Here is a 24,408-nt window from a genome sequence, read left to right as displayed (position 1 = left end):
CAACACTGAAACACAACTGTGGGAGCTGGCTTGCCTGCGATAGCGGTATATCAGTTAAAGCATCAATGACTGACACACCGCTATCGCAGGCAAGCCAGCTCCCACATTTTTTGATCCGGTTTTTACCAAGGGAATTGAAGCTGCTCGTTACCGCTGCTCAAGTCCAGCAACCGCACCCCAATCCCCAACAACCGCACCGGCTTCCCGCCCCGGTTAAAGGCCTGGGTCATCAGCTGTTGATAACTCTCCAGATCCCGCCCTGCCCCGGCCTGCTCCAGCGTCGTCTGGGTAAAGTCATGAAACTTCACCTTAACGAACGGCTTGCCCGCGCGATAACTGCTGTCGATACGCGCCATGCGCCCCGCCAGCGTTTCCATCAGCTCAGGCAGTTTCGCCAGGCAGCTTGAAAGATCCGGCAGGTCTACGTCGTAGGTATTTTCCACACTGATGGATTGTCGACGGCTGTCGTTCTGCACCACACGGTCATCAATCCCACGGGCGAGGCCCCAAAGCCGCTCGCCAAAACTGCCGAATTCACGCACCAGCGCCAGCTTGTTCCACTCGCGCAGTTGCAGGCAGTCTTCAATGCCCAGGCGCGCCAGCTTATCGGCGGTGACCTTGCCGACACCGTGCAGCTTTTTCACCGGCAACTGCGATACAAAGTCTTCGACCTGATCCGGGGTGATCACAAACAGACCGTTGGGCTTTTTCCAATCGCTGGCGATCTTGGCCAGAAACTTGTTCGGCGCCACGCCGGCCGACACGGTGATGTGCAACTGGCTGGAGACGCGCCGCCGTATGTCCTGGGCGATACGCGTGGCACTGCCGCCAAAATGCGGGCTGTCGGACACATCCAAATAGGCTTCGTCCAGCGACAACGGCTCGATCAGGTCGGTGTAGTCGCGAAAGATCGTCTGGATTTCTTTCGAGGCTTCTTTATAGGCATCCATGCGCGGCTTGACGATGGTCAGGTCCGGGCACAGCTTCAAGGCGTGGCGCGAGGACATGGCCGACCGCACGCCATAGGCCCGCGCCTCATAGTTGCAGGTGGCAATCACCCCGCGCCTGTCTGCCGAGCCGCCGACCGCCAGGGGCTTTTGCGCCAGGCTCGGGTCGTCGCGCATCTCGATGGCGGCGTAGAAGCAATCACAGTCGACGTGGATGATTTTGCGCTGCGTCATATAAACAGAGGGTGTAATCCAACGGGCGGCCAGTATCGCACTCACTCCTGTATATAGCACCAGTAGTTTGAATCTGCCGTTTGAGCGGTAGGAAATTTCCAAGGTGAATTTATTTTCTCAATCGAAATCTACCTGCCAATAGAGCTGAAACCCTCGGCCAGACTGGCCCCGCGGCCGCCTTATGCCCATCTTGGAGAGCTAACCGATTGAACCACAAGCGCTTTTCTTCAATTCACGGGTTGACACACCGGCGTTCCTCTGTAGAATGCCGACACACAGACGCGGGATGGAGCAGTCTGGTAGCTCGTCGGGCTCATAACCCGAAGGTCGTCGGTTCAAATCCGGCTCCCGCAACCAAACATCAAAAAAGGCTACTCGAAAGAGTGGCCTTTTTTGTGCGCGCCTGTTTTAGCCCTGTACGAAAATTGTAAGACAGAAAAAGCGTTGCCCACCGTGCACTTACCGCACAAGGTGGGCGCTGACCGACTAATTTCCACTTATTTGACCCATCAGCCTATTAACGGTTGACACCTCGCCGTTGGGCTGTAGAATGCCGCCCACAGACGCGGGATGGAGCAGTCTGGTAGCTCGTCGGGCTCATAACCCGAAGGTCGTCGGTTCAAATCCGGCTCCCGCAACCAAACATCAAAAAAGGCTACTCGAAAGAGTGGCCTTTTTTGTATCCGGTGAAAAAGTTCTTCTGAAACAATGGCATGGCATCTTTCATGAAACCGTATTCGGTTTGCAGAGTCCATGTCATTGCGAGCTATGCTCAGTACTCACGCACGACCCTCTACGACCAATGGCCGCTGTCGCCGCACCCGGCGATAAGCGTTAATATTTGTAATTATTTTGTCCATAGGGATTGGTAACTTGGCTGGATACCTCCATCCTGTCGCGCACAATCCACGAGGTGATTGATGCGCGCCAACTCGTCTGAACCACAAGACACCGTCACAGCGGAACAACCGATCACTCCCACCCGTTTGCGTTGGCTGGATCTGTTGAGCAAATACCGTCAACCCATTGGGCTGGCCGTCACCCTGTTGCTGTTTGCTATCGCCCTGATTGCCTGCCGACACCTGTTGCTGGAACTGGACCTGTACGCGCTCCACGACTCGATTCTGGAAGTGCCCAAGCCGGCCTTGCTCGGCGCATTTGCCGCCGCAGTCGCCGGTTTCATCATTCTATTGGGCTATGAATTCTCCGGCGCACGTTATGCCGGCGTGAAGCTGCCGGCCAAGACCCTGGCCATGGGCGGCTTCACCGCCTTTGCCATCGGCAATGCCATTGGCCTGTCGATGCTCTCCGGTGGCTCGGTGCGCTACCGTTTATATGCACGCCACGGTATCGGCGCTTCGGAAGTGGCGCACATGACCGTGTTTGCCAGCCTGGCCTTGGGCACTGCCCTGCCGCCGCTGGCGGCATTGGCCACCTTGAGCAACTTGCCGGCGGCCTCGACCTACTTGCACTTGTCCCAAGGGCTGCTCGGTGGCATTGCCGGCGCGGTGCTGCTGCTGTCGGTTGCGCTGTGCATCGGCATTTATCGCCGCCGCCTGCCGGAACAACCGTACCCGGACAATCTGCTGGTCAAGGCAGGGCGCCGCACGCTGCGCTTGCCCGGCCGCCGCCTGACCTTCCTGCAACTGATCATTACCGCACTGGATGTGGCCGCTGCCGCCACCGTCCTTTATATGCTGCTGCCGGAAGCGCCACCGTTCGGCCCGTTCCTGCTGGTGTACCTGCTGGCCCTGGCTGCCGGTGTACTCAGCCATGTGCCGGGTGGCGTGGGCGTGTTCGAGGCAATTCTGCTGGCCGCCTTCGCCGACAAACTCGGCGCCGCGCCATTGGCCGCCGCTCTGCTGTTGTACCGGATGATCTACGTGGTGCTGCCACTGCTGATCGCCTGTATCTTTCTGCTGGTCAATGAAGCCCAGCGCCTGTTCCAGACCCAGCAAAGCCTGCGGGTTGCTTCGGGCCTGGCGGCACCGGTGCTGGCTGTACTGGTTTTTTTGTCCGGCGTGGTCCTGCTGTTTTCCGGCGCCACGCCGGAAATCGACTCACGCCTGGAAAACATCGGCTTCCTGATTCCCCACCGCCTGATTGATGCCTCGCACTTCGGTGCCAGCCTGATCGGCGTGTTGTGCCTGCTGCTCGCCCAAGGCCTGCGTCGACGTTTGTCGGCGGCCTGGATGCTGACCATGGTGCTGCTGCTGACCGGCGCCCTGCTCTCGCTGCTCAAAGGCTTCGACTGGGAAGAAGCCAGCCTGATGATCATGACGGCGGTGCTGCTGGCGATCTTCCGTCGCTCGTTTTACCGCGCCAGCCGCCTGACTGAACTGCCGTTCTCGCCGCTGTACCTGGTGGCCAGCGTCTGCGTGCTGGGCGCCTCGATCTGGCTGCTGCTGTTTGCCTATCAAGACGTGCCCTACAGCCATCAACTGTGGTGGCAGTTCACCCTGGACGCCAACGCCCCGCGCGGCCTGCGTTCGTTGCTGGGTGCGGCGGTGTTGCTGGTCATCGTGTCGTTGACCTGGCTGCTGCGCACTGCGCGCCCGGTTATTCACTTGCCGACGCCGGATGAGCTTGAGCGCGCCACCAAGATCCTGATGGCCTCCTCGCAACCCGACGGCGGCCTGGCGCTGACCGGCGACAAGGCGTTGCTGTTCCATCCCAACGATGAAGCCTTCCTGATGTACGCTCGTCGAGGGCGCAGCCTGGTGGCCTTGTACGACCCGATCGGCCCGACCCAACCACGCGCCGAGATGATCTGGCAGTTCCGTGACCTGTGCGACATCCATCACGCGCGCCCAGTGTTCTACCAGGTGCGCGCCGAGAACCTGCCGTATTACATGGACATCGGCCTCACCGCGATCAAGCTGGGCGAAGAAGCCCGCGTCGACCTCAAACGCTTTGACCTGGAAGCCAAGGGCAAAGAGATGAAGGACCTGCGCTACACCTGGAACCGTGGCACCCGGGACGGCCTGTCCCTGGAGATCTGCGACCCGGGCCAGGCGCCGATGGATGAGCTTAAAGTCATCTCCGATGCCTGGCTGACCGGCAAGAACGTGCGGGAAAAGGGCTTCTCCCTCGGACGTTTCAGCGACGACTACCTCAAGCACTTTCGCATCGCGATCATTCGCTTCGAAGGGCGCCCGGTAGCCTTCGCCAACCTGCTCGAGACCTACAACCATGACCTGGCCAGTCTCGACCTGATGCGTGCGCACCCGGACGCGCCGAAGCTGACCATGGAATTCATGATGGTTGGCCTGATTCAACATTATAAGAACCATGATTACGCCCGCTTCAGCCTCGGCATGGTGCCGTTGTCGGGCCTGCAACCGCGCCGTGGTGCGCCGCTGACCCAACGCCTGGGCTCGATGGTGTTCCGCCGTGGCGAGCAGTTGTATAACTTCCAAGGTTTGCGCCGCTTCAAAGACAAGTTCCAGCCTGACTGGGAACCCCGTTATATGGCCGTGCCCGCAGGACTTGATCCGCTGGTGGCACTGGCCGATACCGCCGCCCTGATTGCGGGCGGCTTGACTGGATTGGTGAAACGCTGATGATTCGACGCTCCTGGCGGTATGTATTGGCCTTAGTAGTGCTGCTCGCGCTGATCGCGGCGGGTGGCTTTTGGTACTGGAACCGCCCTGCCCCGCAACCGACCCTGGAACAACTGCCCCAGGCCGACGGTTCGGTGATGACCCGTGTGACGCCTAACGGCTCGGCAAAAGCCCGCGTGGCCGTGGCCGTAATGGCCGACGAAACCTTGAGCGACAGCCAGCTGATTGCCCTGAGCCAGGGCGGCTCTGCGCAGATCGTGCAAGTGATCCTGCCAAAAGATGACTGCAAGCTGCAGGAACAAGCCCTGCAAAGCGCCCTGGCCCAGCTTAAAGGCCCGGCGACGCTGGTCAGCGGCATCGGCCCTGGCGCCGCGCTCGCCTGGCGCTGGCTGGCCACACAGAACGACGACAAGGCCAATGCCATCTCCGTCGGCTTCGCCCTGGTGCAGGAAGGCTGCAAAGACCCACTGCCAAAGACCTCCGCCCATGGCAACTGGCTGGTGGCGTGGAACGATAACCCTGACGATGAGAGCGCCAGTTTCGTACGCGATACACCGCGCGCGACGACCAGCATCAGCGACTACGACATTCACTACCCGCAAGTGCTGAACAACGAACTGCGCAAGCAATTGGTCGGTTCGGACAACGGCGGCCTGGCGATTCCCGTGGTCGAAGTACCGGCTGGCCAAGCCAAGGACACCGTCACCCTGTTCCTCTCCGGTGACGGCGGCTGGCGTGACCTGGACCGCGATGTGGCCGGTGAAATGGCCAAGATCGGCTACCCGGTGGTCGGCATCGACACCCTGCGCTACTACTGGCAGCACAAGACCCCGGAACAAAGCGCCAAAGACCTCACCGAGCTGATGCAGCACTACCGCCAGAAGTGGGGCACCAAGCGCTTCGTGCTGACCGGTTATTCGTTCGGCGCCGACGTACTGCCAGCCATCTACAACCGCATGCCGGAAAGCGAACAGCAGCGTGTCGACGCGATTATCCTGCTCGCATTCGCACGCACCGGCAGCTTTGAAATCGAAGTGGAAGGCTGGTTGGGCAATGCTGGCAAAGAAGCCGCCACCGGCCCGGAAATGGCCAAGCTGCCGGCGGACAAAGTGGTGTGCATCTACGGTGCTGAAGAGGTCAACGAGAGCGGCTGCACCGACACTACTGCGGTGGGCGAGGCGGTGAAGCTGCCGGGCGGGCATCACTTTGATGAGAACTACCCGGCGCTGGCTCAGCGCTTGGTGGATATCATTGTGAAGCACCAGGCTAAAGACAAGGCCGAGTAATACCGAGCTGTACGCGGATTAAAAATGTGGGAGCCAGCTCCCACAGTTGTTTTGTGGTGGTGCTGAAATTCAGCGCGGTTCGATATGCGCAATCATCAACTGCACCGTCTCATTGCCACGAAACTCGTTCACATCCAGCTTGTAGGCCAACTCCACCCAACGCACTGTCGGGTTCGGCCACACCTCTCGGTCCACGCCAAACGCAATGCCGTCGAGCTTCACTGACCCGCATTCGCTCTTGAGCACCACTTTAAGGTGCCGCTCGCCGACCACGCGCTGTTCCACCAGTTGAAACACCCCGTGAAACAACGGCTCGGGAAAGTGCTGGCCCCATGGCCCGGCATGTCGCAGGGCACGTGCCAGTTCCAGGTGAAACTCTTCCACCGCCAACGTGCCGTCGGTCAGCAGGCGACCGGTGAGGTCTTCTTCACGCAGTTGCCGGCGCACTTCGGCGTCAAAGGCTTGGGCAAACAGTGGGAAGTTTTCCTCGCGCAAGGTCAGGCCGGCCGCCATGGCGTGGCCGCCGTACTTGGCGATCAGGTTGGGATGCTGGCTGGCGACCACCGCCAGGGCATCTCGGATGTGAAAACCCTGCACAGAGCGCCCTGAGCCCTTGAGCAGGCCATCACCGGCGTCGGCGAAGGCGATGGTCGGGCGGAAGTACCGCTCTTTCATGCGCGAGGCCAGAATACCGATCACACCTTGGTGCCATTCCGGGTCGAACAGGCACAAGCCGTAAGGCATCGACTCCACCGGCAAGTCCTTGAGCTGGGCCAGGGCCTCGCGCTGCATGCCTTGTTCGATGGATTTGCGGTCCTGGTTCATGCCGTCCAGTTGCGCGGCCATTTCCCGTGCCGCCGCCACGTCGCTGGTGAGCAGGCATTCAATGCCCAGGCTCATATCATCCAGGCGCCCCGCCGCATTGAGGCGTGGCCCGAGGATAAAACCGAGATCGGTGGAGGTGATACGCGCCGCATCACGCTTGGCCACTTCGAGAATCGCCTTGATCCCCGGCCGCGCACGCCCGGCACGAATACGCTCCAGGCCTTGGTGCACCAGGATGCGGTTGTTGGCATCCAGCGGCACCACGTCAGCGACGCTGCCCAAGGCGACCAGATCGAGCAGCTCACCGATGTTCGGCTGCGGTTTGTTGGCGTACCAGCCCAGGCTGCGCAGCCGCGCGCGCAGGGCCATCAGCACGTAGAAGATCACACCGACGCCGGCCAACGCCTTGCTCGGAAACTCGCAGCCAGGCTGGTTCGGGTTGACGATGGCATCCGCCGCCGGCAATTCATCGCCGGGCAAGTGGTGGTCGGTGACCAGTACCTGCAAACCGGCTGCCTTCGCCGCCGCCACGCCTTCAACGCTGGAGATGCCGTTGTCCACGGTGATCAGCAACTGCGGCTCGCGTTGCAACGCCACAGCGACGATTTCCGGGGTCAGGCCGTAGCCGTATTCGAAGCGGTTGGGCACCAGGTAATCGACATGCGCCGCACCCAGCAAACGCAGGCCCAAGGTGCCCACGGTACTGGCCGTGGCGCCATCGGCGTCGAAGTCACCGACGATGAGGATACGCTGGCGCTGCTCCAGGGCCGTCACCAGCAGGTCTACCGCCGCGTCGATGCCCTTGAGTTGCTGGTAGGGAATCAACCGCGCCAGGCTCTTGTCCAGCTCAGCCTCCGACTGCACCCCGCGTGCGGCGTAGAGACGGGTCAACAGCGGTGGCAATTCACCGAGGAATGGCAGGACGGCGGGCAACGGGCGAGGATCAATACGCATGGGACGAAGGGGAATTCTCTGTAGTGGATATTAGTAATGAGCTGCAAGATTCAAGCTTGCCGCTTGAAGCTGCACCTCTTCAGCCGCGTTCGCCAACCAGCCATTGCAATTGCACTTCATGCTGGCCACGGTCGTCAGTCACGAAAATAGTGCCTTCGCTGATCATCACATCCCACTTGATCACGCGCGGCATGTCCTTGGCCAGGGTCTCGAGGACTTCCTGCGGCACGGCGGCGATGTGGACGTTCTTGAGGTTATTGGCCACCGGCACCACCTTGCCCTCCCATACGCGCAGGCTGCCATAAGCCAGCAGGCTGGTGCGTTCGGTGCGACGTGAGCACCAGGTCAGGCGGTCGGCGTCGGGCTGGCCGACTTCAATCCAGTGCAGAACCCGATCATCCAGGCTTTTTTCCCACAGGGCTGGCTCGTCTACATCTGACAGGCCACGCCCGAACGCCAACTGCTCGTTGTACCAAAGGGCGTAGGCCAGCAGCCGCACAGTCATGCGCTCTTCGGTTTCCGAAGGGTGGCGGGCGATGGTCTGCTTGACGCTCTCGTACACCGAGCGATCGAGGTCGGTGAGGTTCAGTTCAAATTTGTAGGTCGTGGACGGCTGGGCCATGAACGGGCTTCTAAAGACAGGGAAAGGTCGCCAGTCTAACCGATGGGGCAGCCATTGAACGAATACTGCGCTGCATCATGCTTATCCCTGGGCCGCTCGCCTATGTTAAAAGGCATGACACCACCGCCCCTGCTCGCTAAGGATCCTCATGTCGTTTAATGCCAAACCGCTCGCCGGCCTGAAAGTCATCGAACTGGGCACCCTGATCGCCGGCCCGTTTGCCTCACGTATCTGCGCCGAATTCGGTGCCGACGTGGTCAAGGTCGAATCCCCCGACGGCGGCGACCCGCTGCGCAAGTGGCGCAAGCTGTACGAAGGCACGTCGTTGTGGTGGTTTGTGCAGGCGCGCAATAAAAAGTCGCTGACCCTGAACCTCAAACACCCGGACGGCCTGGCGATTCTTAAGCAGCTGCTGGCGGACGCCGACATCCTGATCGAAAACTTCCGCCCCGGCGTGCTGGAAAAACTCGGCTTGAGCTGGGAAACCCTGCACGCGCTGAACCCCAAGCTGGTGATGGTGCGTCTCTCCGGTTTCGGCCAGACCGGGCCGATGAAAGACCAGCCGGGCTTTGGCGCGGTGGGCGAGTCCATGGGCGGTTTGCGTTATATCACCGGCTTCGAAGACCGCCCGCCGGTGCGCACCGGGATTTCCATCGGCGACTCCATCGCGGCCCTGTGGGCGGTGATCGGCGCGCTGATGGCCTTGCGTCATCGCGAGGTCAACGGCGGGCTCGGCCAAGTGGTGGATGTGGCGCTGTACGAAGCCATTTTCGCGATGATGGAAAGCATGATCCCGGAGTTCGACGTGTTCGGGTTTATCCGCGAGCGCACCGGCAACATCATGCCCGGCATCACGCCTTCATCGATCCATACCAGTGCCGACGGCAAACATGTGCAGATCGGCGCCAATGGCGACGCGATCTTCAAGCGCTTCATGAGCGCCATCGGCCGCGACGACCTGGCCAATGACCCGGCCCTGGCCAGCAATGACGGGCGTGACAGCCGCCGTGACGAGCTTTACGGGGTGATTGATCGGTGGGTCAACTCGCTGCCGCTGGAGCAAGTGATTGAGCAACTGAACAAGGCCGAGGTGCCCGCCAGCCGTATCTACAGTGCCGAAGACATGCTCGGCGACCCGCAGTTTCTGGCCCGGGAAATGTTCCTCAAGGCGCAGTTGCCAGGTGGCAAGGACTTCAAGATGCCAGGCATCGTACCCAAGCTCTCCGAGACGCCGGGCAGTTGTGAATGGGTTGGGCCGCAATTGGGTGAGCACAACAGCACAGTGCTCAGTGAGCTGGGTTACGACGCCGACGCCATCGCCTGTTTGCGTGAGGATGGCGCAATCTGATGGTTTGCCCGTACATCCGATTGCTGCTTGTAAGCACGCTGCTCGGCAGTTGGTCGCTGCCGGCACAGGCCGAGGACACGCTGACCTGGCTGCTGCGCGACCTGCCGCCATTGACCATCTTCGAAGGCCCGCAAAAAAACCAGGGCGCACTCGACCAACTGCTGCCGCTGCTCAGGGAGCGCCTGCCGGACTATCGGCATCAAGTGATGCACGTCAACCGCGCGCGCGGCATTCAAATGCTGCGCGCTCAAACCCTGACCTGTGACCCATCGCTGCTGTGGACGCCGGAGCGTGCCCAGTACGTGGTGTTTTCCGCCCAGGCATTTGTGGTGGTCAGCAATGGGGTGACGATCCAGCGCAGCCAACAGGCGGCCATGGCGCCCTATATCGTCGAGGGTCAGTTTGACCTGCAAGCCTTTCTCACAGCCCATAAGGCCCGCATCGGCGCCACGGCCGAACGCAGCTACGGCCCAGTCGTGGATGAACAGCTAAAGCACGCCCACCCGCACACCGTGGCCCTGCATTATGGCAATGATGCCCTTGGCAGCCTGCTGCAAATGCAGCGCCTGGGGCGGCTGGAGGCAGTGCTGGGCTACCCGCCGGAAGTCCGCTATCACGCCCAGCAACAGGGGATTGCAGCCCAGGACCTGCTGTTCTTGCCCATCAAGGATTCAGCGCCTTATCAGCGCACGCATATCGGCTGCTCCAATACGCCGCAAGGTCGCCAGGCCATACAGCGAATCGATCAGGCGCTGAGCGAGATCCCACAGGAGCAGGTGCAACAGTCCTACGCCTCGTGGTTAGACCCGGTAATGCGTGAACAGTATTTGTTGGATAACTCGAGCTTTTTCCTGGACTCACCCGAGCCTTGAGCCTGTGCTGGGCAAATCCCAGGCAAAAAGAAACCCCGAAGAGTGGGGAGACACTTCGGGGTTAAACGTGGCCTACAAAGACCAGTACAACAAGCCACAAACACCGGAGCACAATGTTTGCTCTTGCTGTTAAAAAATCTGACCGGGCATGACGTAGGAAGTTTCGCCAATTAAACATTTCTTCATGCGATGACGCTGCCGCGAGTCTGTGCGGCGTTGCGCAAGGCAGCGATAACCGAGGGTTCCAGGCGCCCTTCAGCGATTTTCAGGTCGCGCAGCAGGCAATCGACCACATCCACCAGCACGCGCTTATCGGTCAATTGCGCGCGATCGACTTCCCGCTCGACGACAATCGCGCCAGCCGGATTCTTCACGGTCACCAGGCACTCGCCCTGCACACCCGAGGTGGTCAACGTAACCTGATAAGGGCTCAGTGCTTCTTCGAGCAATAGGCTGATACTTTCCATCTCGATCACCACTCAATCATTCGAAAAGGTTCGAAAAACAAAAATGTCACTAAGGTGCTGACATTCAAGTGACCCGTGCCCGCAGCAGAAAGTTCGACCTTTTGTGTGGTCGCCTGCCCGAGTCAACCGAGCATGCACGGCAAAGATGACAGAGAGAAAACAACCCCCAACAGGCTGGAATCCCAGGATTAACCTGGGAGCCAGCCTTGAAAGCCGCGTCTGGAGCGCCACTGCGCACCTTAATGCCAGAATGAAAAAGCCCGTCACGAAGACGGGCCTTTTCTGCCGCGCAACCACTGATGAATCAGAGTGGCTTACCGCGATTGCCATGCTGGCTGACAAACGCCTGCACCGCTTTCAGGTCATTGGCCAGCACGGTGCAGCGCTCTTCACGCTCGAACAGGTCCGCCAAGTGCTGCGGCAGTTCCAGCGCCTTGCCAACGCCAGCCTTCTCCACCGCTTCCGGGAATTTGACCGGGTGGGCGGTGCCCAAAATCACCATCGGGATGTCCAGGCTGCGACGGCATTCACGTGCGGCCTTCACACCGATGGCGGTGTGCGGGTCGAGCAGCTCGCCGGTCTGCGCATAGACTTCGGCGATGGTTTCGCAGGTTTGCGCATCGTCCACGGCCAGCGAGTCGAACAGCTTGCGGGTTTCGGTCCAGCGCTCTTCGTCAACGCTGAAACCGCCACCGCTCTTGAAGGTGTCCATCAAACCGGCAATGGCTGCGCCGTTGCGACCGTGCATGTCGAACAGCAGGCGTTCGAAGTTCGACGAGACCATGATGTCCATCGACGGCGACAGCGTGGCGTGCAGGGTTTCCTTGACGTACTGGTTGCCGCTCATGAAGCGGTGCAGGATGTCGTTGCGGTTGGTGGCGACGATCAACTGGTTGATCGGCAGGCCCATGTTGCGCGCCAGGTAACCGGCGAAGATGTCGCCAAAGTTGCCGGTCGGCACCGAGAACGACACCGAACGCGCCGGGCCGCCCAACTGCAGGGAGGCGTGGAAGTAGTAGACGATCTGGGCCATGATCCGCGCCCAGTTGATCGAGTTCACCGCCACCAGACGCGTACCTTTGAGGAAGCTCTGGTCAGCGAAGCTGTTCTTGACCATTTCCTGGCAGTCATCGAAGTTGCCTTCGATAGCGATGTTGTGGATGTTCTGACCAAAGATGGTGGTCATCTGGCGACGCTGCACCTCCGACACGCGCTTGTGCGGGTGCAGGATGAAGATGTCGACGTTCTCGCAGTGCTTGCAACCTTCGATGGCCGCCGAGCCGGTATCACCGGAGGTGGCACCGATGATCACCACGCGCTCGCCACGCTTCTCCAGCACGTAATCGAGCAGGCGACCGAGCAGTTGCAGGGCGAAGTCCTTGAATGCCAGGGTCGGGCCGTGGAACAGCTCCAGTACCCACTCGTTGCCGTTCAGCTGACGCAGTGGCGCGATGGCGTTGTGGGAAAACACGCCATAGGTTTCTTCCAGAATCTTTTTAAAGTCTGCATCCGGAATGCTGCCGGTAACAAACGGGCGCATCACCCGGAACGCCAGTTCGTGGTACGGCAGGCCGGCCCACGAGGCGATTTCTTCCTGGGTGAAACGTGGCAGGTTTTCCGGCACGTACAGGCCGCCATCAGTGGCAAGACCGGCGAGCAAAACGTCTTCGAAGTTCAGGGCCGGTGCCTGGCCGCGGGTGCTGATATAACGCATGACTGGCTCCTCTAGAGCATTCTGAACAAGGGCCGCCGAACCTGTGGGGCCCTTGCCGCTAAACGATTAGTTCAGGTGTTCAACACGGATGCGCACCACCGGCCCAACCACGCCCTGCAACGCTTCAAGCGCGGCGATGGCATCGTTGATGTGCTGCTCGAGCACGCGGTGGGTCAGCAGGATCATCGGCACCAGGCCGTCTTGCTCCTCGACTTCCTTCTGCATGATCGACTCGATGTTGATGCCGCGCTCCGAGAGGATGCTGGCCACCTGGGCCAACACGCCTGGATGGTCCTTGGCCTGGATGCGCAGGTAGTAGGCGCTTTCGCAGGCTTCGATCGGCAGGATCGGGTGCGCCGACAGCGAGTCCGGCTGGAAGGCCAGGTGCGGCACGCGGTTTTCCGGGTCGCTGGTCATGGCGCGAACCACGTCCACCAGGTCGGCGATTACCGACGAAGCGGTCGGCTCCATGCCGGCGCCGGCGCCGTAGAACAGGGTGGAACCGGCGGCGTCACCGTTGACCATCACGGCGTTCATCACGCCATTGACGTTGGCGATCAGGCGGTCGGCCGGGATCAGCGTCGGGTGTACACGCAACTCGATACCGGCCGGGGTGCTGCGCGCCACACCAAGGTGCTTGATGCGGTAGCCCAGGGCTTCGGCGTAGTTCACGTCGGCGGTGGTCAGCTTGGTGATGCCTTCGGTGTAGGCCTTGTCGAACTGCAGCGGGATACCAAAGGCGATGGACGCCAAAATGGTCAGCTTGTGCGCTGCGTCGATGCCTTCCACGTCGAAGGTCGGGTCGGCTTCGGCGTAACCCAGGGCCTGGGCTTCGGCCAGCACGTCCTCGAAGGTGCGGCCCTTCTCGCGCATTTCGGTGAGGATGAAGTTGCCGGTGCCGTTGATGATGCCGGCCACCCAGTTGATACGGTTGGCGGACAGGCCTTCACGGATCGCCTTGATCACCGGAATGCCACCGGCCACGGCGGCTTCGAACGCGACGATCACGCCCTTTTCACGCGCCTTGGCAAAGATCTCGTTGCCGTGCACGGCGATCAGCGCCTTGTTGGCGGTGACCACGTGCTTGCCATTCTCGATGGCCAGCAGCACCAGGTCGCGGGCCACGGTATAGCCGCCGACCAGCTCGATGACGATATCGATTTCAGGGTTGGTGGCCACGGCGAAGACATCGTTGGTAATCGCAATACCGGTCGTTTGGAACTGAGGCTTTGGCGTACGCGTGGCAATTTGCGCCACTTCAATCCCACGCCCTGCACGGCGGGAAATTTCTTCAGCATTACGCTGAAGTACGTTGAAGGTGCCGCCACCGACGGTCCCTAACCCACAGATGCCTACTTTGACCGGTTTCACTGAAGAACTCCCCATGAAACGGCCGACGCTAGGTCGGCCGTGGAAAACAGCCGCACAACTGCGGCTTTCAATTTGATGGCCCGTCGATCGGTCGGCGGGCCATGATCGTCAAAGGTTCGACGATGCTGGTTTACTTGGCACTGAGCGCCAGTTTGGCAACTTGTGGCGCCGGCTGGTAGCCCGGAATCACTTGGCCGTCAGCCAAAACGATGGCCGGTGTACCGTTCACGCCAATCGACTGGCCGAGGGCGAACTGCTTGGAAACCGGGTTGGCACATTTGGCCGCCTTGATTTCCTTGCCATCGACCATTTTGTCCATGGCCGCTTTCTTGTCGGTCGAGCACCACACGGCTTGCAGCTGCTCGTCACCCGGCGAACCCAGGCCCTGGCGCGGGAACGCGACGTAGCGCACTTCGATACCGGCCTTGTTCAGCGCAGGCACTTCGGCGTGCAGCTTGTGGCAGTACGGGCACGTGGTGTCGGTGAACACCGTGATGTGGGTCTTGGTCTCGCCAATGGCCGGGTACACCACGGTTTCAGCCACCGGGATACCGTTGATCAGCTTGGACACGCCCAGGCGCTCGGCCTTCTCGGTCAGGTTGACCGGCTTGCCGTCTTTTAGCTGGAACAGGTAGCCCTGAACGATGTACTGGCCATCGGCGCTGGCGTACAGCACACGGCTGCCCTTGAGTTTGACTTCGTACAGGCCGGCCATAGGGCTGGCACTGATGCTTTCGATCGGGGTGTCGAGCTTCAGGTCCGCCAAACTCTTGCGAATGGTTTGCTCGGCGGCGTCATCGGCGACAACAAAGGTGGAAACCAACGCAATCGCTGCGGCGGCAATAATCTGGGTCAAGCGCATGGGAACTCCTGAAGGCAGATGCAGGGACGGCAGTGGAACACCGCTTGGAAACGCGGGCAGTGGCCGTCCCCTTTGCTAACCGGCAAAGCCTACCACAGTTGGGCGCCAGGGCAGCCCGTGGCGGCACAAATTGGCGGCTTTCAACCGCGCGGGTGATGCTTGGCGTGCATCTCCTGCAAGCGCGCGCGGGCCACATGGGTATAGATCTGAGTAGTGGACAAGTCGCTGTGCCCCAGCAGCATTTGCACCACGCGTAAATCCGCGCCGTGGTTGAGCAAATGCGTGGCAAACGCATGGCGCAAGGTATGCGGCGACAACGCCTTGCCGATCCCGGCGACCTTGGCCTGGTGCTTGATACGGTGCCAGAAGGTCTGGCGGGTCATCTGCTCGCCGCGCAGGCTGGGGAACAGCACATCACTGGGCCGCCCGCCGAGCAGCTCGTTGCGGGCGTCACGCATATAGCGCTCCACCCACACAATCGCCTCCTCGCCCATCGGCACCAGCCGCTCCTTGCTGCCCTTACCCATCACACGCAGCACGCCCTGGCGCAGGTTGACTTGCTCCAGGGTCAGGCTGATCAGCTCGGTCACGCGCAGGCCGCAGGCATACAAGACTTCCAGCATGGCGCGGTCGCGCTGGCCGATGGCCTCGCTCAGATCGGGCGCGGCGAGCAAGGCGTCTACGTCAGCTTCCGACAAGGATTTAGGCAATGGCCTACCGAGCTGGGGCATATCGATCTGCAGGGTAGGGTCGAGAGCAATCAGTTTTTCCCGCAGCAAATAGCGATAAAACCCACGCACACCCGAGAGAAATCGCGCCGTGGAACGCGGTTTGTAGTTCTGCTCCAGGCGCCAGGCCAGGTGATCGAGGATCAACTCACGGCCGGCATTGATCAGTTCGAGGTTTTTCTCCTGCAACCAGCCGTTGAACAGGGCCAAGTCGCTGCGATAGGCCTGGCGGGTGTTATCCGACAGGCCTTTTTCCAGCCACAGGGCGTCGAGGAAGCGGTCGATCAGGGGGTGGTCAATGGCGGGCATGGGCACTCAAGCAGCGCAGCACAGGGCTTTGCGCAAATTATTTAGTGAACTGTGACAACGGCCACTAGTCTTTCATAGCCCGCTATTTCACGGAACAGGAAGCTTCAATGAGCGAACAACAGATTCTGCTGGCATTTGGTGGCATTGGTGTGGCCGCGCTGGCCTGCCAATGGCTGGCATGGCGCCTGAAACTTCCCGCCATTCTGTTTCTGTTGGTCAGCGGAATCCTGGCAGGGCCAGTGCTGGGCTGGCTGAATCCTCAGGAAATGTTCGGCCCGCTGCTGATGCCATTGGTATCTCTGGCCGTGGCACTGATCCTGTTTGAAGGCAGCCTCACGCTGCACCTTTCGGAATGGAAGGAGATCGGCAGCGTCGTGCATCGCCTCGTCACGGTCGGCGCCCTGTCGACATGGGCCGTCATTACCCTGGCTACCCACTGGCTGCTGGGTTTTGACTGGATGCTCGCCCTGCTTTTCGGCACCTTGACACTGGTGACCGGGCCTACCGTGATTGTGCCCATGTTACGTGTCGTGCGACCAAAAGCCTCGATCGCCAATATCTTACGCTGGGAAGGCATTGTCATTGACCCGATCGGTGCGCTGCTCGCCGTGGTGGTCTACAGCTTTATCATCGCCCGCGCGTCAGGCGACGGCTTGAGTCACAGCCTGCTGACCTTTGGCGGCGTGATCCTGTGCGGCAGCCTGTTCGGAGTCGTCGGTGGTTGGGTATTGGGGCAGATCATGCGCCGGCAGTGGCTGCCGGAATACCTGCATAACCTGGCTACGCTGGCTGGCGTTCTGGGAATCTTCATCGCCTCCAACGAGGTGATGCATGAGTCCGGCCTGCTGGCCGTGACGTTGATGGGCATGTGGATGGCCAATATGAAGGGCGTTGACGTACGCCACATCCTGCACTTCAAGGAAAACCTCAGCGTCCTGCTGATTTCCGGGTTATTCATTCTGCTGGCCGCGCGCCTGGACCTGAACGCCCTGATTGCCTTGGGGCCGTTCGTACTGATCCTGTTACTGATTATTCAATTTATTGCGCGACCTTTGAACGTCGCGCTTTCGACCTTCGGTTCCGGCCTGAACTGGCGTGAACGTGCCCTGCTGTCGTGGATCGCACCACGGGGGATCGTGGCCGCAGCCGTGTCGGCGATTTTCGCCATTCGCCTGGATGAGGCCGGTCATGAAGGCGCACTGTTGCTGGTGCCGCTGACATTCGCGGTGATTATCGGCACCGTTGTCCTGCAAAGCGCCACTGCCCGCCCACTGGCACGCCTGCTGAAAGTCGCCGAGCCTGCGCCCAGCGGCTTCCTGATCGTCGGCGCGAACGGCCCGGCGCGCATCCTGGGCAAAGCGTTGCAACAACTGGGCAGTCGAGTGCTGCTGACCGACTCCAGCTGGGAAAACATCCGCGCCAGCCGAATGGAAGGGCTGCCCACCTACTTCGGCAACCCGGCATCACAGCATGCCGAATCGCATCTGGATCTGGTCGGCCTCGGGCATTTGCTGGCGCTCTCACCTTCGGGCGAGCTGAACACCCTGGCCGCCATGCGCTTTCGCCACGATTTTGGGCATCGTCTGTTCGCCCTGGCCAGCAGCCAGGAAAACCGTCGCACCGATAAACACCGAGCCAGCCACGAGCACCGTGGCCATTTGCTGGGCAGCCAACCCCTGAGTTACACCAAACTTGCGAGCCTGCTGGGCCAAGGTGCAGAGCTATATAGCACCAACCTGACTGAAGGCTTCAGTTGGGAACAGTACCAGGCACTCCATGGTGACCGCGCGACGCTGCTGTTTGCCCGCGACACCGGCGGCTGGGTACACGTGGTGACCCCGGACAGCAGCTTGAAGCCCGTAGCTGGCTGGACCTTGCTGGCCGTGATTCAACCAGCAAACAACACAGCCGAATAAGTCAGTCGGCATAACCCGGTAATACCGGCACAGGGCGTTTGTCAGCATCAATCGCAACAAAGCTGAACACGCCCTGGATCGCCTTTTCACGACCATCGGCACTCATGCTCTCGACGAATACTTCAACCTCGACCTTGAGGCTGGTATTACCCACTTTGATTACGCGGCCGATCAGCTCGACGATGGAGCCGGCCGGGATCGCGTGGTTGAAGTCGATACGGTCGGTGGACACGGTCACCAGTGGTAAGCGGCAAAAGCGTGTGGCGGTGATGAACGACACTTCATCCATCCACGCCAGCGCAGTACCGCCGAACAGCGTGTTGTGGTGGTTGGTGGTCGGCGGGAACACCGCTTTGGTCACGTGAGTGACGGACAGGTCGGTGCGGCGCTGGATTTCTTCGAGGCGGGTGGTCATGGACAAATACCGGTAATAGACAAATTTCAGGCACAAAAAAGCAGCCCGTAGGCTGCTTTTTTCTGCATCGGGAAGCTGGACTTAAGCCAGTTTTTCCTTGATGCGAGCTGCTTTACCGGACAGGTCACGCAGGTAGTACAGCTTGGCTTTACGTACGTCACCGCGACGCTTAACGGCCATGCTGTCGATTTGCGGGCTGTAGGTCTGGAAAGTACGCTCTACGCCAACACCGTTGGAGATTTTACGAACAGTGAAAGCACTGTTCACACCACGGTTACGCTTGGCGATTACCACGCCTTCGAACGCTTGCAGACGCGAACGGTCGCCTTCCTTCACTTTCACCTGAACGACAATAGTGTCGCCCGGGGCAAAGGTAGGGATCTCTTTGGTCATCTGCTCTGCTTCGAGTGCAAGGATGATTTTGTTAGTCATGCTGTGCTCCTAAGGTAAGTCAATGGACCTACCATCGATACGTTGTTAACTATCGTCCCGCGCGAGGATGTATTCCTCGAGCAGCTTCTTCTCTTCTCCAGAAAGCGAGCGGCTTTCCAGAAGATCGGCGCGTCGTTCATAGGTCCGACCAAGGGACTGCTGTAAACGCCAACGCCGGATGTGTGCGTGATTGCCACTTAGCAATACGTCGGGAACACGCTGATCCGCATACACCTCCGGTCGGGTGTAGTGCGGGCAATCCAGCAAACCATCCGTGAAGGAATCTTCCTCCGCGGAGTCCGCATGCCCTAAAGCTCCAGGCAGCAGTCGTGTAACCGCATCTATCAGGACCATCGCCGGCAGCTCGCCGCCAGACAGGACATAGTCCCCAATCGACCACTCTTCATCGACATGCGCTTCAATAAAACGCTCGTCAATGCCTTCATAGCGACCGGCAATCAGGATTAAGGCCTCCTCATTCGCCAGTTCGCGCACGCCAGCCTGTTTCAGCTGACGGCCTTGAGGGGACAGGTAAATTACCTTCGCCTTCTCCCCGGCTGCTGCCTTGGCCTCGACCAACGCATCTTCCAGGGGCTTGATCTTCATCACCATGCCCGGGCCACCGCCAAATGGGCGATCGTCCACAGTGTGATGTCGATCCGTCGTGTAGTCTCGCGGGTTCCAACAGGTAAGCTGCAACAGCCCCTGTTTCACCGCCCGACTGGTGATGCCGTACTCGCTGATGGCGGAGAACATCTCGGGAAACAAACTGATCACTTCAATGCGCAAATTAGCCACGCTTAGAAGTCCGCGTCCCATTCCACCTTCATCTCGCCCACGGCCAGGTCGACGGCCAACACGCATTGCTCGGTATACGGCAACAGGCGTTCACGATCATCCAGGCTGCCAGCGCAAGGCTTGACCACCATTACATCATTGGCGCCGGTTTCCAGAAGGTGATCGATTTTCCCGAGCAATTGCCCCAGTTGATCAATAACCTTCAGACCTTCCAGCTGGTACCAGTAGTACTCGCCGTCGGTCAATTCAGGGAACAGGTTGCGCGGCACGCAGATCTCATAACCGGCCAGAAGACGAGCTTCTTCACGATCATCAAGACCCTTGAGCTTTGCGACCAGGAACTTATCGCTCCCGCGTCCACTGACCAGCTCGACCTGTTTCACACTACCTTCGCGCTTGAGCGTCCAGGTTTTGTACTGCAACAGGTTTTCAGTCGGATCAGTAAAGGAATACACCTTCACTTCGCCGCGAACGCCATGAACAGAGTAAATCTTGCCGATAACGATCAAATCATCAGCAACAGCTGGCGTCGCGTTCATATTGCTCAGGCTGCGGCCTTAGCCGAGTCCTTCAACAGTTTTGCAACGCGCTCGGATGGCTGTGCGCCAACGCTCAGCCAGTAGGCTACGCGCTCTTGGTTCACGGACAGACGAACTTCTTGACCACGAGCAACAGGGTTGAAGAAACCAACCTGTTCCTTGTGCGAACCGTCGCGCGGATTGCGGCTGTCGGTTACGGTCAAGTGGTAAAACGGGCGCTTTTTGGAGCCGCCAAGGGCAAGACGGATTGTTAGCATGTGAACATCGTTCCTGTAGTCGGTGCTGCAAATCTAAATGCACAGCGGGCATAGGTGCCCGAAAGGCCGCATATTCTAAGGAATATCCGGACTTTTGCAAATGTCTTTTTCTGGCGCCTATCAGCGTGCCACTCAGATCTGCTATAGAGCCGTCGGTTAAAACGGCGAGTCAGCTCCCGCTAACCGCGGGTTTGCTGGAGATCCCACGTCCTTGTGGGTCGGAGCGCAAGCAAGACTTGCGCTCGAATACTTTACATTTTCGGCATGCCGCCGCCGGGCAACATACCGCCCATGCCGCGCATCATCTTGGCCATGCCGCCTTTGGCGGAGAATTTCTTCATCATCTTCTGCATCTGCTTGTGCTGCTTGATCAAGCGACCGATGTCCTGCACCTGAGTGCCGGAGCCCATGGCGATCCGACGTTTGCGCGAACCGCTGATCAGCTCAGGGTCGCGGCGCTCGGCCGGGGTCATGGAGTTGATGATGGCTTCCATCTGCTTGAACTGCTTCTCTGCCGCGCCCTGGGCATTGCCCATTTGCGCCAGGTTCACACCGCCGATGTTCGGCAGCTTGTCCATCAGGCCGCCAAGGCCGCCCATGTTCTTCATCTGTTGCAGCTGATCACGGAAGTCTTCGAGGTCGAAGCCCTTGCCCTTCTTCAGCTTTTTGGCCAGCTTGTCGGCCTTGTCTTTGTCGAGCGTGGCTTCGGCCTGCTCGATCAGGCTGAGCACGTCGCCCATGCCGAGAATGCGTGAGGCGATACGCTCAGGGTGGAACGGCTCGAGCGCTTCGCTCTTCTCGCCCATACCGATGAACTTGATCGGCTTACCGGTGATGGCGCGTACCGACAGCGCGGCACCGCCACGGGCGTCACCGTCGACCTTGGTCAGGATCACGCCAGTCAGCGGCAATGCGTCGCCGAAGGCCTTGGCGGTGTTGGCCGCATCCTGGCCGGTCATGGCGTCGACCACGAACAGCGTCTCGACCGGGTTGATCGCGGCATGCAGCGCCTTGATCTCGCCCATCATCTCTTCGTCGATGTGCAGGCGACCGGCGGTATCGACGATAACCACGTCGATGAATTTGAGCTTGGCTTCTTTAATAGCCGCGTTGGCAATGTCGACCGGCTTCTGGCTCAGGTCGGACGGGAAGAAGGTCACACCCACTTCGCCCGCGAGCATTTCCAGCTGCTTGATCGCGGCCGGACGGTACACGTCAGCCGATACCACCATTACCGACTTCTTCTTGCGCTCTTTAAGGAAGCGCGCCAGCTTGCCGGCGGTGGTGGTTTTACCCGCACCCTGCAGACCGGCCATCAGCACGACGGCCGGTGGCACGGCGCTGAGGTTCAAATCTTCGTTGGCGGCGCCCATCAGGCTTTCGAGTTCGACCTGGACGATCTTCACAAAAGCCTGGCCCGGCGTCAGGCTGCGGGACACTTCGGTGCCCACTGCGCGCTCTTTGACCGAGTTGACGAAGTCCTTGACCACAGGCAAGGCCACGTCGGCTTCCAGCAACGCCATGCGCACTTCACGCAGGGTGTCTTTAATATTGTCCTCGGTCAGCTTGGCCTTGCCGGTGACATGGCGCAGCGTCTGCGAGAGACGGTCAGTCAAGTTTTCAAACATGCGCGATCCTTTCAGGCCCTATTCATCGAAATGCAGTGGTGACCGAGGTAATGGCGGCCCAGGCTGCGGTAAATCGCTATTAAAAACAGCGCTCAGCAAGCCTGCGGCGTGGGCAGGTCGCGGATTATAGCGAAGACTGCGCCGCTGCACACGCGCTGTCTGGCCCGGGAGTCTTTCGTGCAGCGCAGGTGTGTGCCAAACTCAGCGCCTTTCGGGCTTGTCTATCAGGATTTATGGTCCCCTTGTCACCCAGTTTGCTACCCAGCCTCGCCGCCGCCCTTTTATATGCCGCTGCGACTCTCTATCAGGGCACTCGTCTGGCCCAAGGCACTAAAGCGGACAAACGTCTGCTGGTTGGCCTGGGCGTCGTCGCCCTGCTGGCCCACGCTGCGAGCCTGTTCACCCACCTGATGACCCCGGTCGGCCTGGGCCTGGACTTTTTCAGCGCCGCCAGCCTGATCGCCGCTGCCGTCATCGCGCTGACCCTGCTGGCCTGCTACCGCATCCCGGTCGAAAACCTGTTGGTGCTGCTATTCCCGCTGGGAATGCTCACCGTGCTGCTGGCGCAATTCACGCCGACCGGCACCGTACAGGTGATTGACGAAGAGCCAGGCATCCTTGCGCACATCCTGTTGTCGATCCTGGCCTACGGCATGTTCACCATCGCGGTGTTCCAGGCCTTGCTCCTGCTGCTGCAGGATCACCAGCTTAAGAACAAGCACCCGTCCGGGCTGATCAAGAACTTCCCGCCGCTGCAAACCATGGAAAGCCTGCTGTTTGGGTTCCTCTGGGCCGGCTGGACGCTGCTGTCGCTGTCGCTGATCTCCGGCTGGCTGTTCGTCGAGAACCTGTTCGCCCAGCACCTGGTGCACAAAACCCTGCTGGCGTGCCTGGCCTGGGTGGTGTTCAGCGTGCTGCTGTGGGGGCGTAACCGTCTCGGCTGGCGTGGGCACAAGGCGATCCGCTGGACCCTGGCCGGTTTCTGCCTGCTGATGCTGGCCTACTTCGGCAGCAAGCTGGTTCGCGAATACATCCTGCATATCTGACGGGCAGCCATAATGGACAACTTGCCCCTTGGGCCGATGCTCGCGGTAATCGCCCTGCTGATTTTATGGGCGGCGCTGTTTACCGCCATTGAAGCTGCACAACAGCACCTGCTGGCCATACGCCCCGGCACACGCCAAGGCGACAAGGCCGCCGCCCGCCTGAACTTCCCGCGTAACAGCCTGATCCTGTGTAACAGCTTGTGCCGCGCGGCCGTGGTGATCCTGTGCACGTTGCTGGCGATTTATGCCTGGGCGCAAAACGGCCCGTGGCTCGGCTGGTTGATCTCCTGCGCGATGCTGCTGGTGCTCGCCGACTACCTGCCCCGCGCCCTCGCCGTCCGTCACCCCCACACCATACTGGGCTTTGGCAACACGCTGCTGGGCGTACCGCTGAAAATCCTCGCGCCGCTGGCCTGGCTGCTCAATGGCATCAGCCTGTTGTTGTTGCGCCCGTTTGCACGTAAACCCGGCGTGGTAAAGAAAAGCGACGAGCCGCTGCCCGAGCATGACGACGAACCGGAGCCCGAGGCCAACGACAATCGCACGCCCGGCCTGCCCGGCATCCACGCCCTGGACAACATCACGGTCAACGACATCCTGGTGCCGCGCAGTGAAGTGGACGGCATCAACCTGGATGACTCGGTCGAAGCCATCATCGAGCAACTGCGCACGTCCCAGCGCACGCGCCTGCCGGTGTTTCACAGCGACATCAACCAGGTCGAAGCGGTGCTCAACACTCGCCAGATCCAGCACTTGCTGCCCGATGCCAGCCTGACCAAAGAAGCCTTGCTCGCCGCCTGCCACGAACCCTACTTCGTGCCGGAAAGCACGCCGCTGCAATTGCAGTTGCTGAACTTCCATAAACAGCAACGGCGCCTGGGCATGGTGGTGGACGAATACGGCGAAGTGCTGGGCATCGTCACCCTGGAAGATATCCTCGAAGAAATTGTCGGCGAATTCGAAAGCGACCAGGCTGTGGATAACCCCCACATCGAAGCCCAACCCGATGGCCGCTACATCATCGACGGCGCCGCCTCGATCCGCGAACTGAACAAAAGCCTGGGCTGGCACCTGCCCAGCGACGGCCCCAAGACCCTCAACGGCCTGGTCACCGAGGCGCTGGAGACTATTCCGGACTGCGCGGTGTGCCTGAAAATCGGCCGCTACCGCCTGGAAATCCTCGAGACCGAGGACAACCGCGTGAGTAAAGTGCTGATCTGGCATACCAGCCGCGTGCCGGTGGCTGCGTAACCTCCCCTGACAACACTCGGTCCA

At 60.2% G+C, this 24,408-nt stretch carries 21 protein-coding genes and 2 tRNA genes; 9 read left to right on the top strand and 14 right to left on the bottom strand.

Annotated features, from left to right (window positions below; translation table 11 throughout):
• Positions 1 to 122 precede the first annotated feature (122 nt).
• Positions 123 to 1,181 carry a DNA polymerase IV gene (gene dinB, locus FFI16_RS02300; protein WP_138813984.1) on the bottom strand — a complete coding sequence of 353 codons (1,059 nt, stop codon included), beginning with the start codon at positions 1,179 to 1,181 and terminating at the stop codon, positions 123 to 125.
• Positions 1,182 to 1,461: 280 nt separating this feature from the next.
• On the opposite strand from dinB, the gene FFI16_RS02295 reads away from it, so the two are divergent.
• The 4 genes from FFI16_RS02295 to FFI16_RS02280 all read left to right on the top strand — a co-directional run bounded on the left by FFI16_RS02295 (position 1,462) and on the right by FFI16_RS02280 (position 6,030).
• A tRNA-Met gene (locus FFI16_RS02295) sits at positions 1,462 to 1,538 on the top strand.
• A 207-nt stretch (positions 1,539 to 1,745) separates the two neighbouring features.
• Positions 1,746 to 1,822: transfer RNA gene (locus FFI16_RS02290), tRNA-Met, on the top strand.
• Between the two features lie 279 nt (positions 1,823 to 2,101).
• Positions 2,102 to 4,744, top strand: coding sequence for a bifunctional lysylphosphatidylglycerol flippase/synthetase MprF (gene mprF, locus FFI16_RS02285; protein WP_017139740.1), 2,643 nt, complete (start codon positions 2,102 to 2,104; stop codon positions 4,742 to 4,744).
• Positions 4,744 to 6,030: a virulence factor family protein gene (locus FFI16_RS02280; protein WP_056858686.1), complete on the top strand. Its 1,287-nt coding sequence runs from the start codon at positions 4,744 to 4,746 to the stop codon at positions 6,028 to 6,030. The genes mprF and FFI16_RS02280 overlap by 1 nt, the downstream gene beginning before the upstream one ends.
• A 69-nt stretch (positions 6,031 to 6,099) precedes the next feature.
• Here FFI16_RS02280 and recJ read toward each other — a convergent pair whose 3' ends face one another.
• On the bottom strand, positions 6,100 to 7,809 hold the full coding sequence (gene recJ, locus FFI16_RS02275) for a single-stranded-DNA-specific exonuclease RecJ (RefSeq protein ID WP_138813983.1): 1,710 nt from the start codon (positions 7,807 to 7,809) through the stop codon (positions 6,100 to 6,102).
• A gap of 79 nt (positions 7,810 to 7,888) precedes the next feature.
• A complete protein-coding gene (locus FFI16_RS02270; protein ID WP_003193952.1) occupies positions 7,889 to 8,431 on the bottom strand; it encodes a YaeQ family protein in 543 nt (180 codons plus the stop codon).
• 148 nt (positions 8,432 to 8,579) lie between these two features.
• Between FFI16_RS02270 and FFI16_RS02265 the strand changes: the two genes are divergently transcribed.
• Together FFI16_RS02265 and FFI16_RS02260 are read left to right on the top strand one after the other, a co-directional pair.
• Positions 8,580 to 9,779 (top strand): CaiB/BaiF CoA-transferase family protein, encoded by a 1,200-nt coding sequence (locus FFI16_RS02265; protein WP_138813982.1) that lies wholly within the window; start codon positions 8,580 to 8,582, stop codon positions 9,777 to 9,779.
• Positions 9,779 to 10,651, top strand: coding sequence for a TIGR02285 family protein (locus FFI16_RS02260; protein ID WP_138813981.1), 873 nt, complete (start codon positions 9,779 to 9,781; stop codon positions 10,649 to 10,651). The genes FFI16_RS02265 and FFI16_RS02260 overlap by 1 nt, the downstream gene beginning before the upstream one ends.
• Positions 10,652 to 10,833: 182 nt before the next feature.
• Here the strand turns inward: FFI16_RS02260 and FFI16_RS02255 are convergent, their stop codons facing one another.
• From FFI16_RS02255 to xerD, 5 genes are all read right to left on the bottom strand, one after another.
• On the bottom strand, positions 10,834 to 11,118 hold the full coding sequence (locus FFI16_RS02255; protein WP_026013896.1) for a DUF3509 domain-containing protein: 285 nt from the start codon (positions 11,116 to 11,118) through the stop codon (positions 10,834 to 10,836).
• A 304-nt stretch (positions 11,119 to 11,422) separates the two neighbouring features.
• Positions 11,423 to 12,832, bottom strand: a complete 1,410-nt coding sequence (gene thrC, locus FFI16_RS02250) for a threonine synthase (protein ID WP_138813980.1) — start codon at positions 12,830 to 12,832, stop codon at positions 11,423 to 11,425.
• Between the two features lie 66 nt (positions 12,833 to 12,898).
• Positions 12,899 to 14,203 (bottom strand): homoserine dehydrogenase, encoded by a 1,305-nt coding sequence (locus FFI16_RS02245; RefSeq protein ID WP_056858691.1) that lies wholly within the window; start codon positions 14,201 to 14,203, stop codon positions 12,899 to 12,901.
• 130 nt (positions 14,204 to 14,333) lie between these two features.
• Positions 14,334 to 15,065 carry a thioredoxin fold domain-containing protein gene (locus FFI16_RS02240; protein ID WP_138813979.1) on the bottom strand — a complete coding sequence of 244 codons (732 nt, stop codon included), beginning with the start codon at positions 15,063 to 15,065 and terminating at the stop codon, positions 14,334 to 14,336.
• Positions 15,066 to 15,205: 140 nt separating this feature from the next.
• The gene (xerD, locus tag FFI16_RS02235; RefSeq protein WP_138813978.1) at positions 15,206 to 16,102 is read right to left on the bottom strand and encodes a site-specific tyrosine recombinase XerD; all 897 of its coding nucleotides are present in this window, start codon (positions 16,100 to 16,102) and stop codon (positions 15,206 to 15,208) included.
• A gap of 107 nt (positions 16,103 to 16,209) precedes the next feature.
• Between xerD and FFI16_RS02230 the strand changes: the two genes are divergently transcribed.
• Positions 16,210 to 18,018: a sodium:proton antiporter gene (locus FFI16_RS02230; RefSeq protein ID WP_138813977.1), complete on the top strand. Its 1,809-nt coding sequence runs from the start codon at positions 16,210 to 16,212 to the stop codon at positions 18,016 to 18,018.
• A 1-nt stretch (position 18,019) separates the two neighbouring features.
• Here the strand turns inward: FFI16_RS02230 and FFI16_RS02225 are convergent, their stop codons facing one another.
• From FFI16_RS02225 to ffh, 6 genes are all read right to left on the bottom strand, one after another.
• The gene (locus FFI16_RS02225) at positions 18,020 to 18,433 is read right to left on the bottom strand and encodes an acyl-CoA thioesterase (protein ID WP_138813976.1); all 414 of its coding nucleotides are present in this window, start codon (positions 18,431 to 18,433) and stop codon (positions 18,020 to 18,022) included.
• Positions 18,434 to 18,514: 81 nt separating this feature from the next.
• Positions 18,515 to 18,865: a 50S ribosomal protein L19 gene (gene rplS, locus FFI16_RS02220; RefSeq protein WP_003175895.1), complete on the bottom strand. Its 351-nt coding sequence runs from the start codon at positions 18,863 to 18,865 to the stop codon at positions 18,515 to 18,517.
• Positions 18,866 to 18,910: 45 nt separating this feature from the next.
• Entirely contained in the window at positions 18,911 to 19,684 is a 774-nt protein-coding gene (gene trmD / locus FFI16_RS02215) for a tRNA (guanosine(37)-N1)-methyltransferase TrmD (protein WP_170875847.1), read from the bottom strand.
• Positions 19,666 to 20,202, bottom strand: a complete 537-nt coding sequence (gene rimM, locus FFI16_RS02210; protein WP_060763572.1) for a ribosome maturation factor RimM — start codon at positions 20,200 to 20,202, stop codon at positions 19,666 to 19,668. Before rimM ends, trmD begins: the two co-directional genes overlap by 19 nt.
• A 5-nt stretch (positions 20,203 to 20,207) precedes the next feature.
• Positions 20,208 to 20,459 (bottom strand): 30S ribosomal protein S16, encoded by a 252-nt coding sequence (gene rpsP / locus FFI16_RS02205; protein WP_003175899.1) that lies wholly within the window; start codon positions 20,457 to 20,459, stop codon positions 20,208 to 20,210.
• A gap of 251 nt (positions 20,460 to 20,710) precedes the next feature.
• Positions 20,711 to 22,087 carry a signal recognition particle protein gene (gene ffh / locus FFI16_RS02200; RefSeq protein ID WP_138813975.1) on the bottom strand — a complete coding sequence of 459 codons (1,377 nt, stop codon included), beginning with the start codon at positions 22,085 to 22,087 and terminating at the stop codon, positions 20,711 to 20,713.
• A gap of 233 nt (positions 22,088 to 22,320) precedes the next feature.
• Between ffh and FFI16_RS02195 the strand changes: the two genes are divergently transcribed.
• Together FFI16_RS02195 and FFI16_RS02190 are read left to right on the top strand one after the other, a co-directional pair.
• Positions 22,321 to 23,133, top strand: a complete 813-nt coding sequence (locus tag FFI16_RS02195; protein ID WP_017139723.1) for an inner membrane protein YpjD — start codon at positions 22,321 to 22,323, stop codon at positions 23,131 to 23,133.
• A gap of 12 nt (positions 23,134 to 23,145) precedes the next feature.
• Positions 23,146 to 24,384 (top strand): transporter associated domain-containing protein, encoded by a 1,239-nt coding sequence (locus FFI16_RS02190; RefSeq protein WP_138813974.1) that lies wholly within the window; start codon positions 23,146 to 23,148, stop codon positions 24,382 to 24,384.
• Positions 24,385 to 24,408 lie beyond the last annotated feature (24 nt).

It is taken from the genome of Pseudomonas sp. KBS0710 (genome assembly GCF_005938045.2).
Taxonomy (GTDB): domain Bacteria; phylum Pseudomonadota; class Gammaproteobacteria; order Pseudomonadales; family Pseudomonadaceae; genus Aquipseudomonas.
Note: the sequence above shows the minus strand (reverse complement) of the source record. Positions and strands in the feature narration are given on the sequence as shown.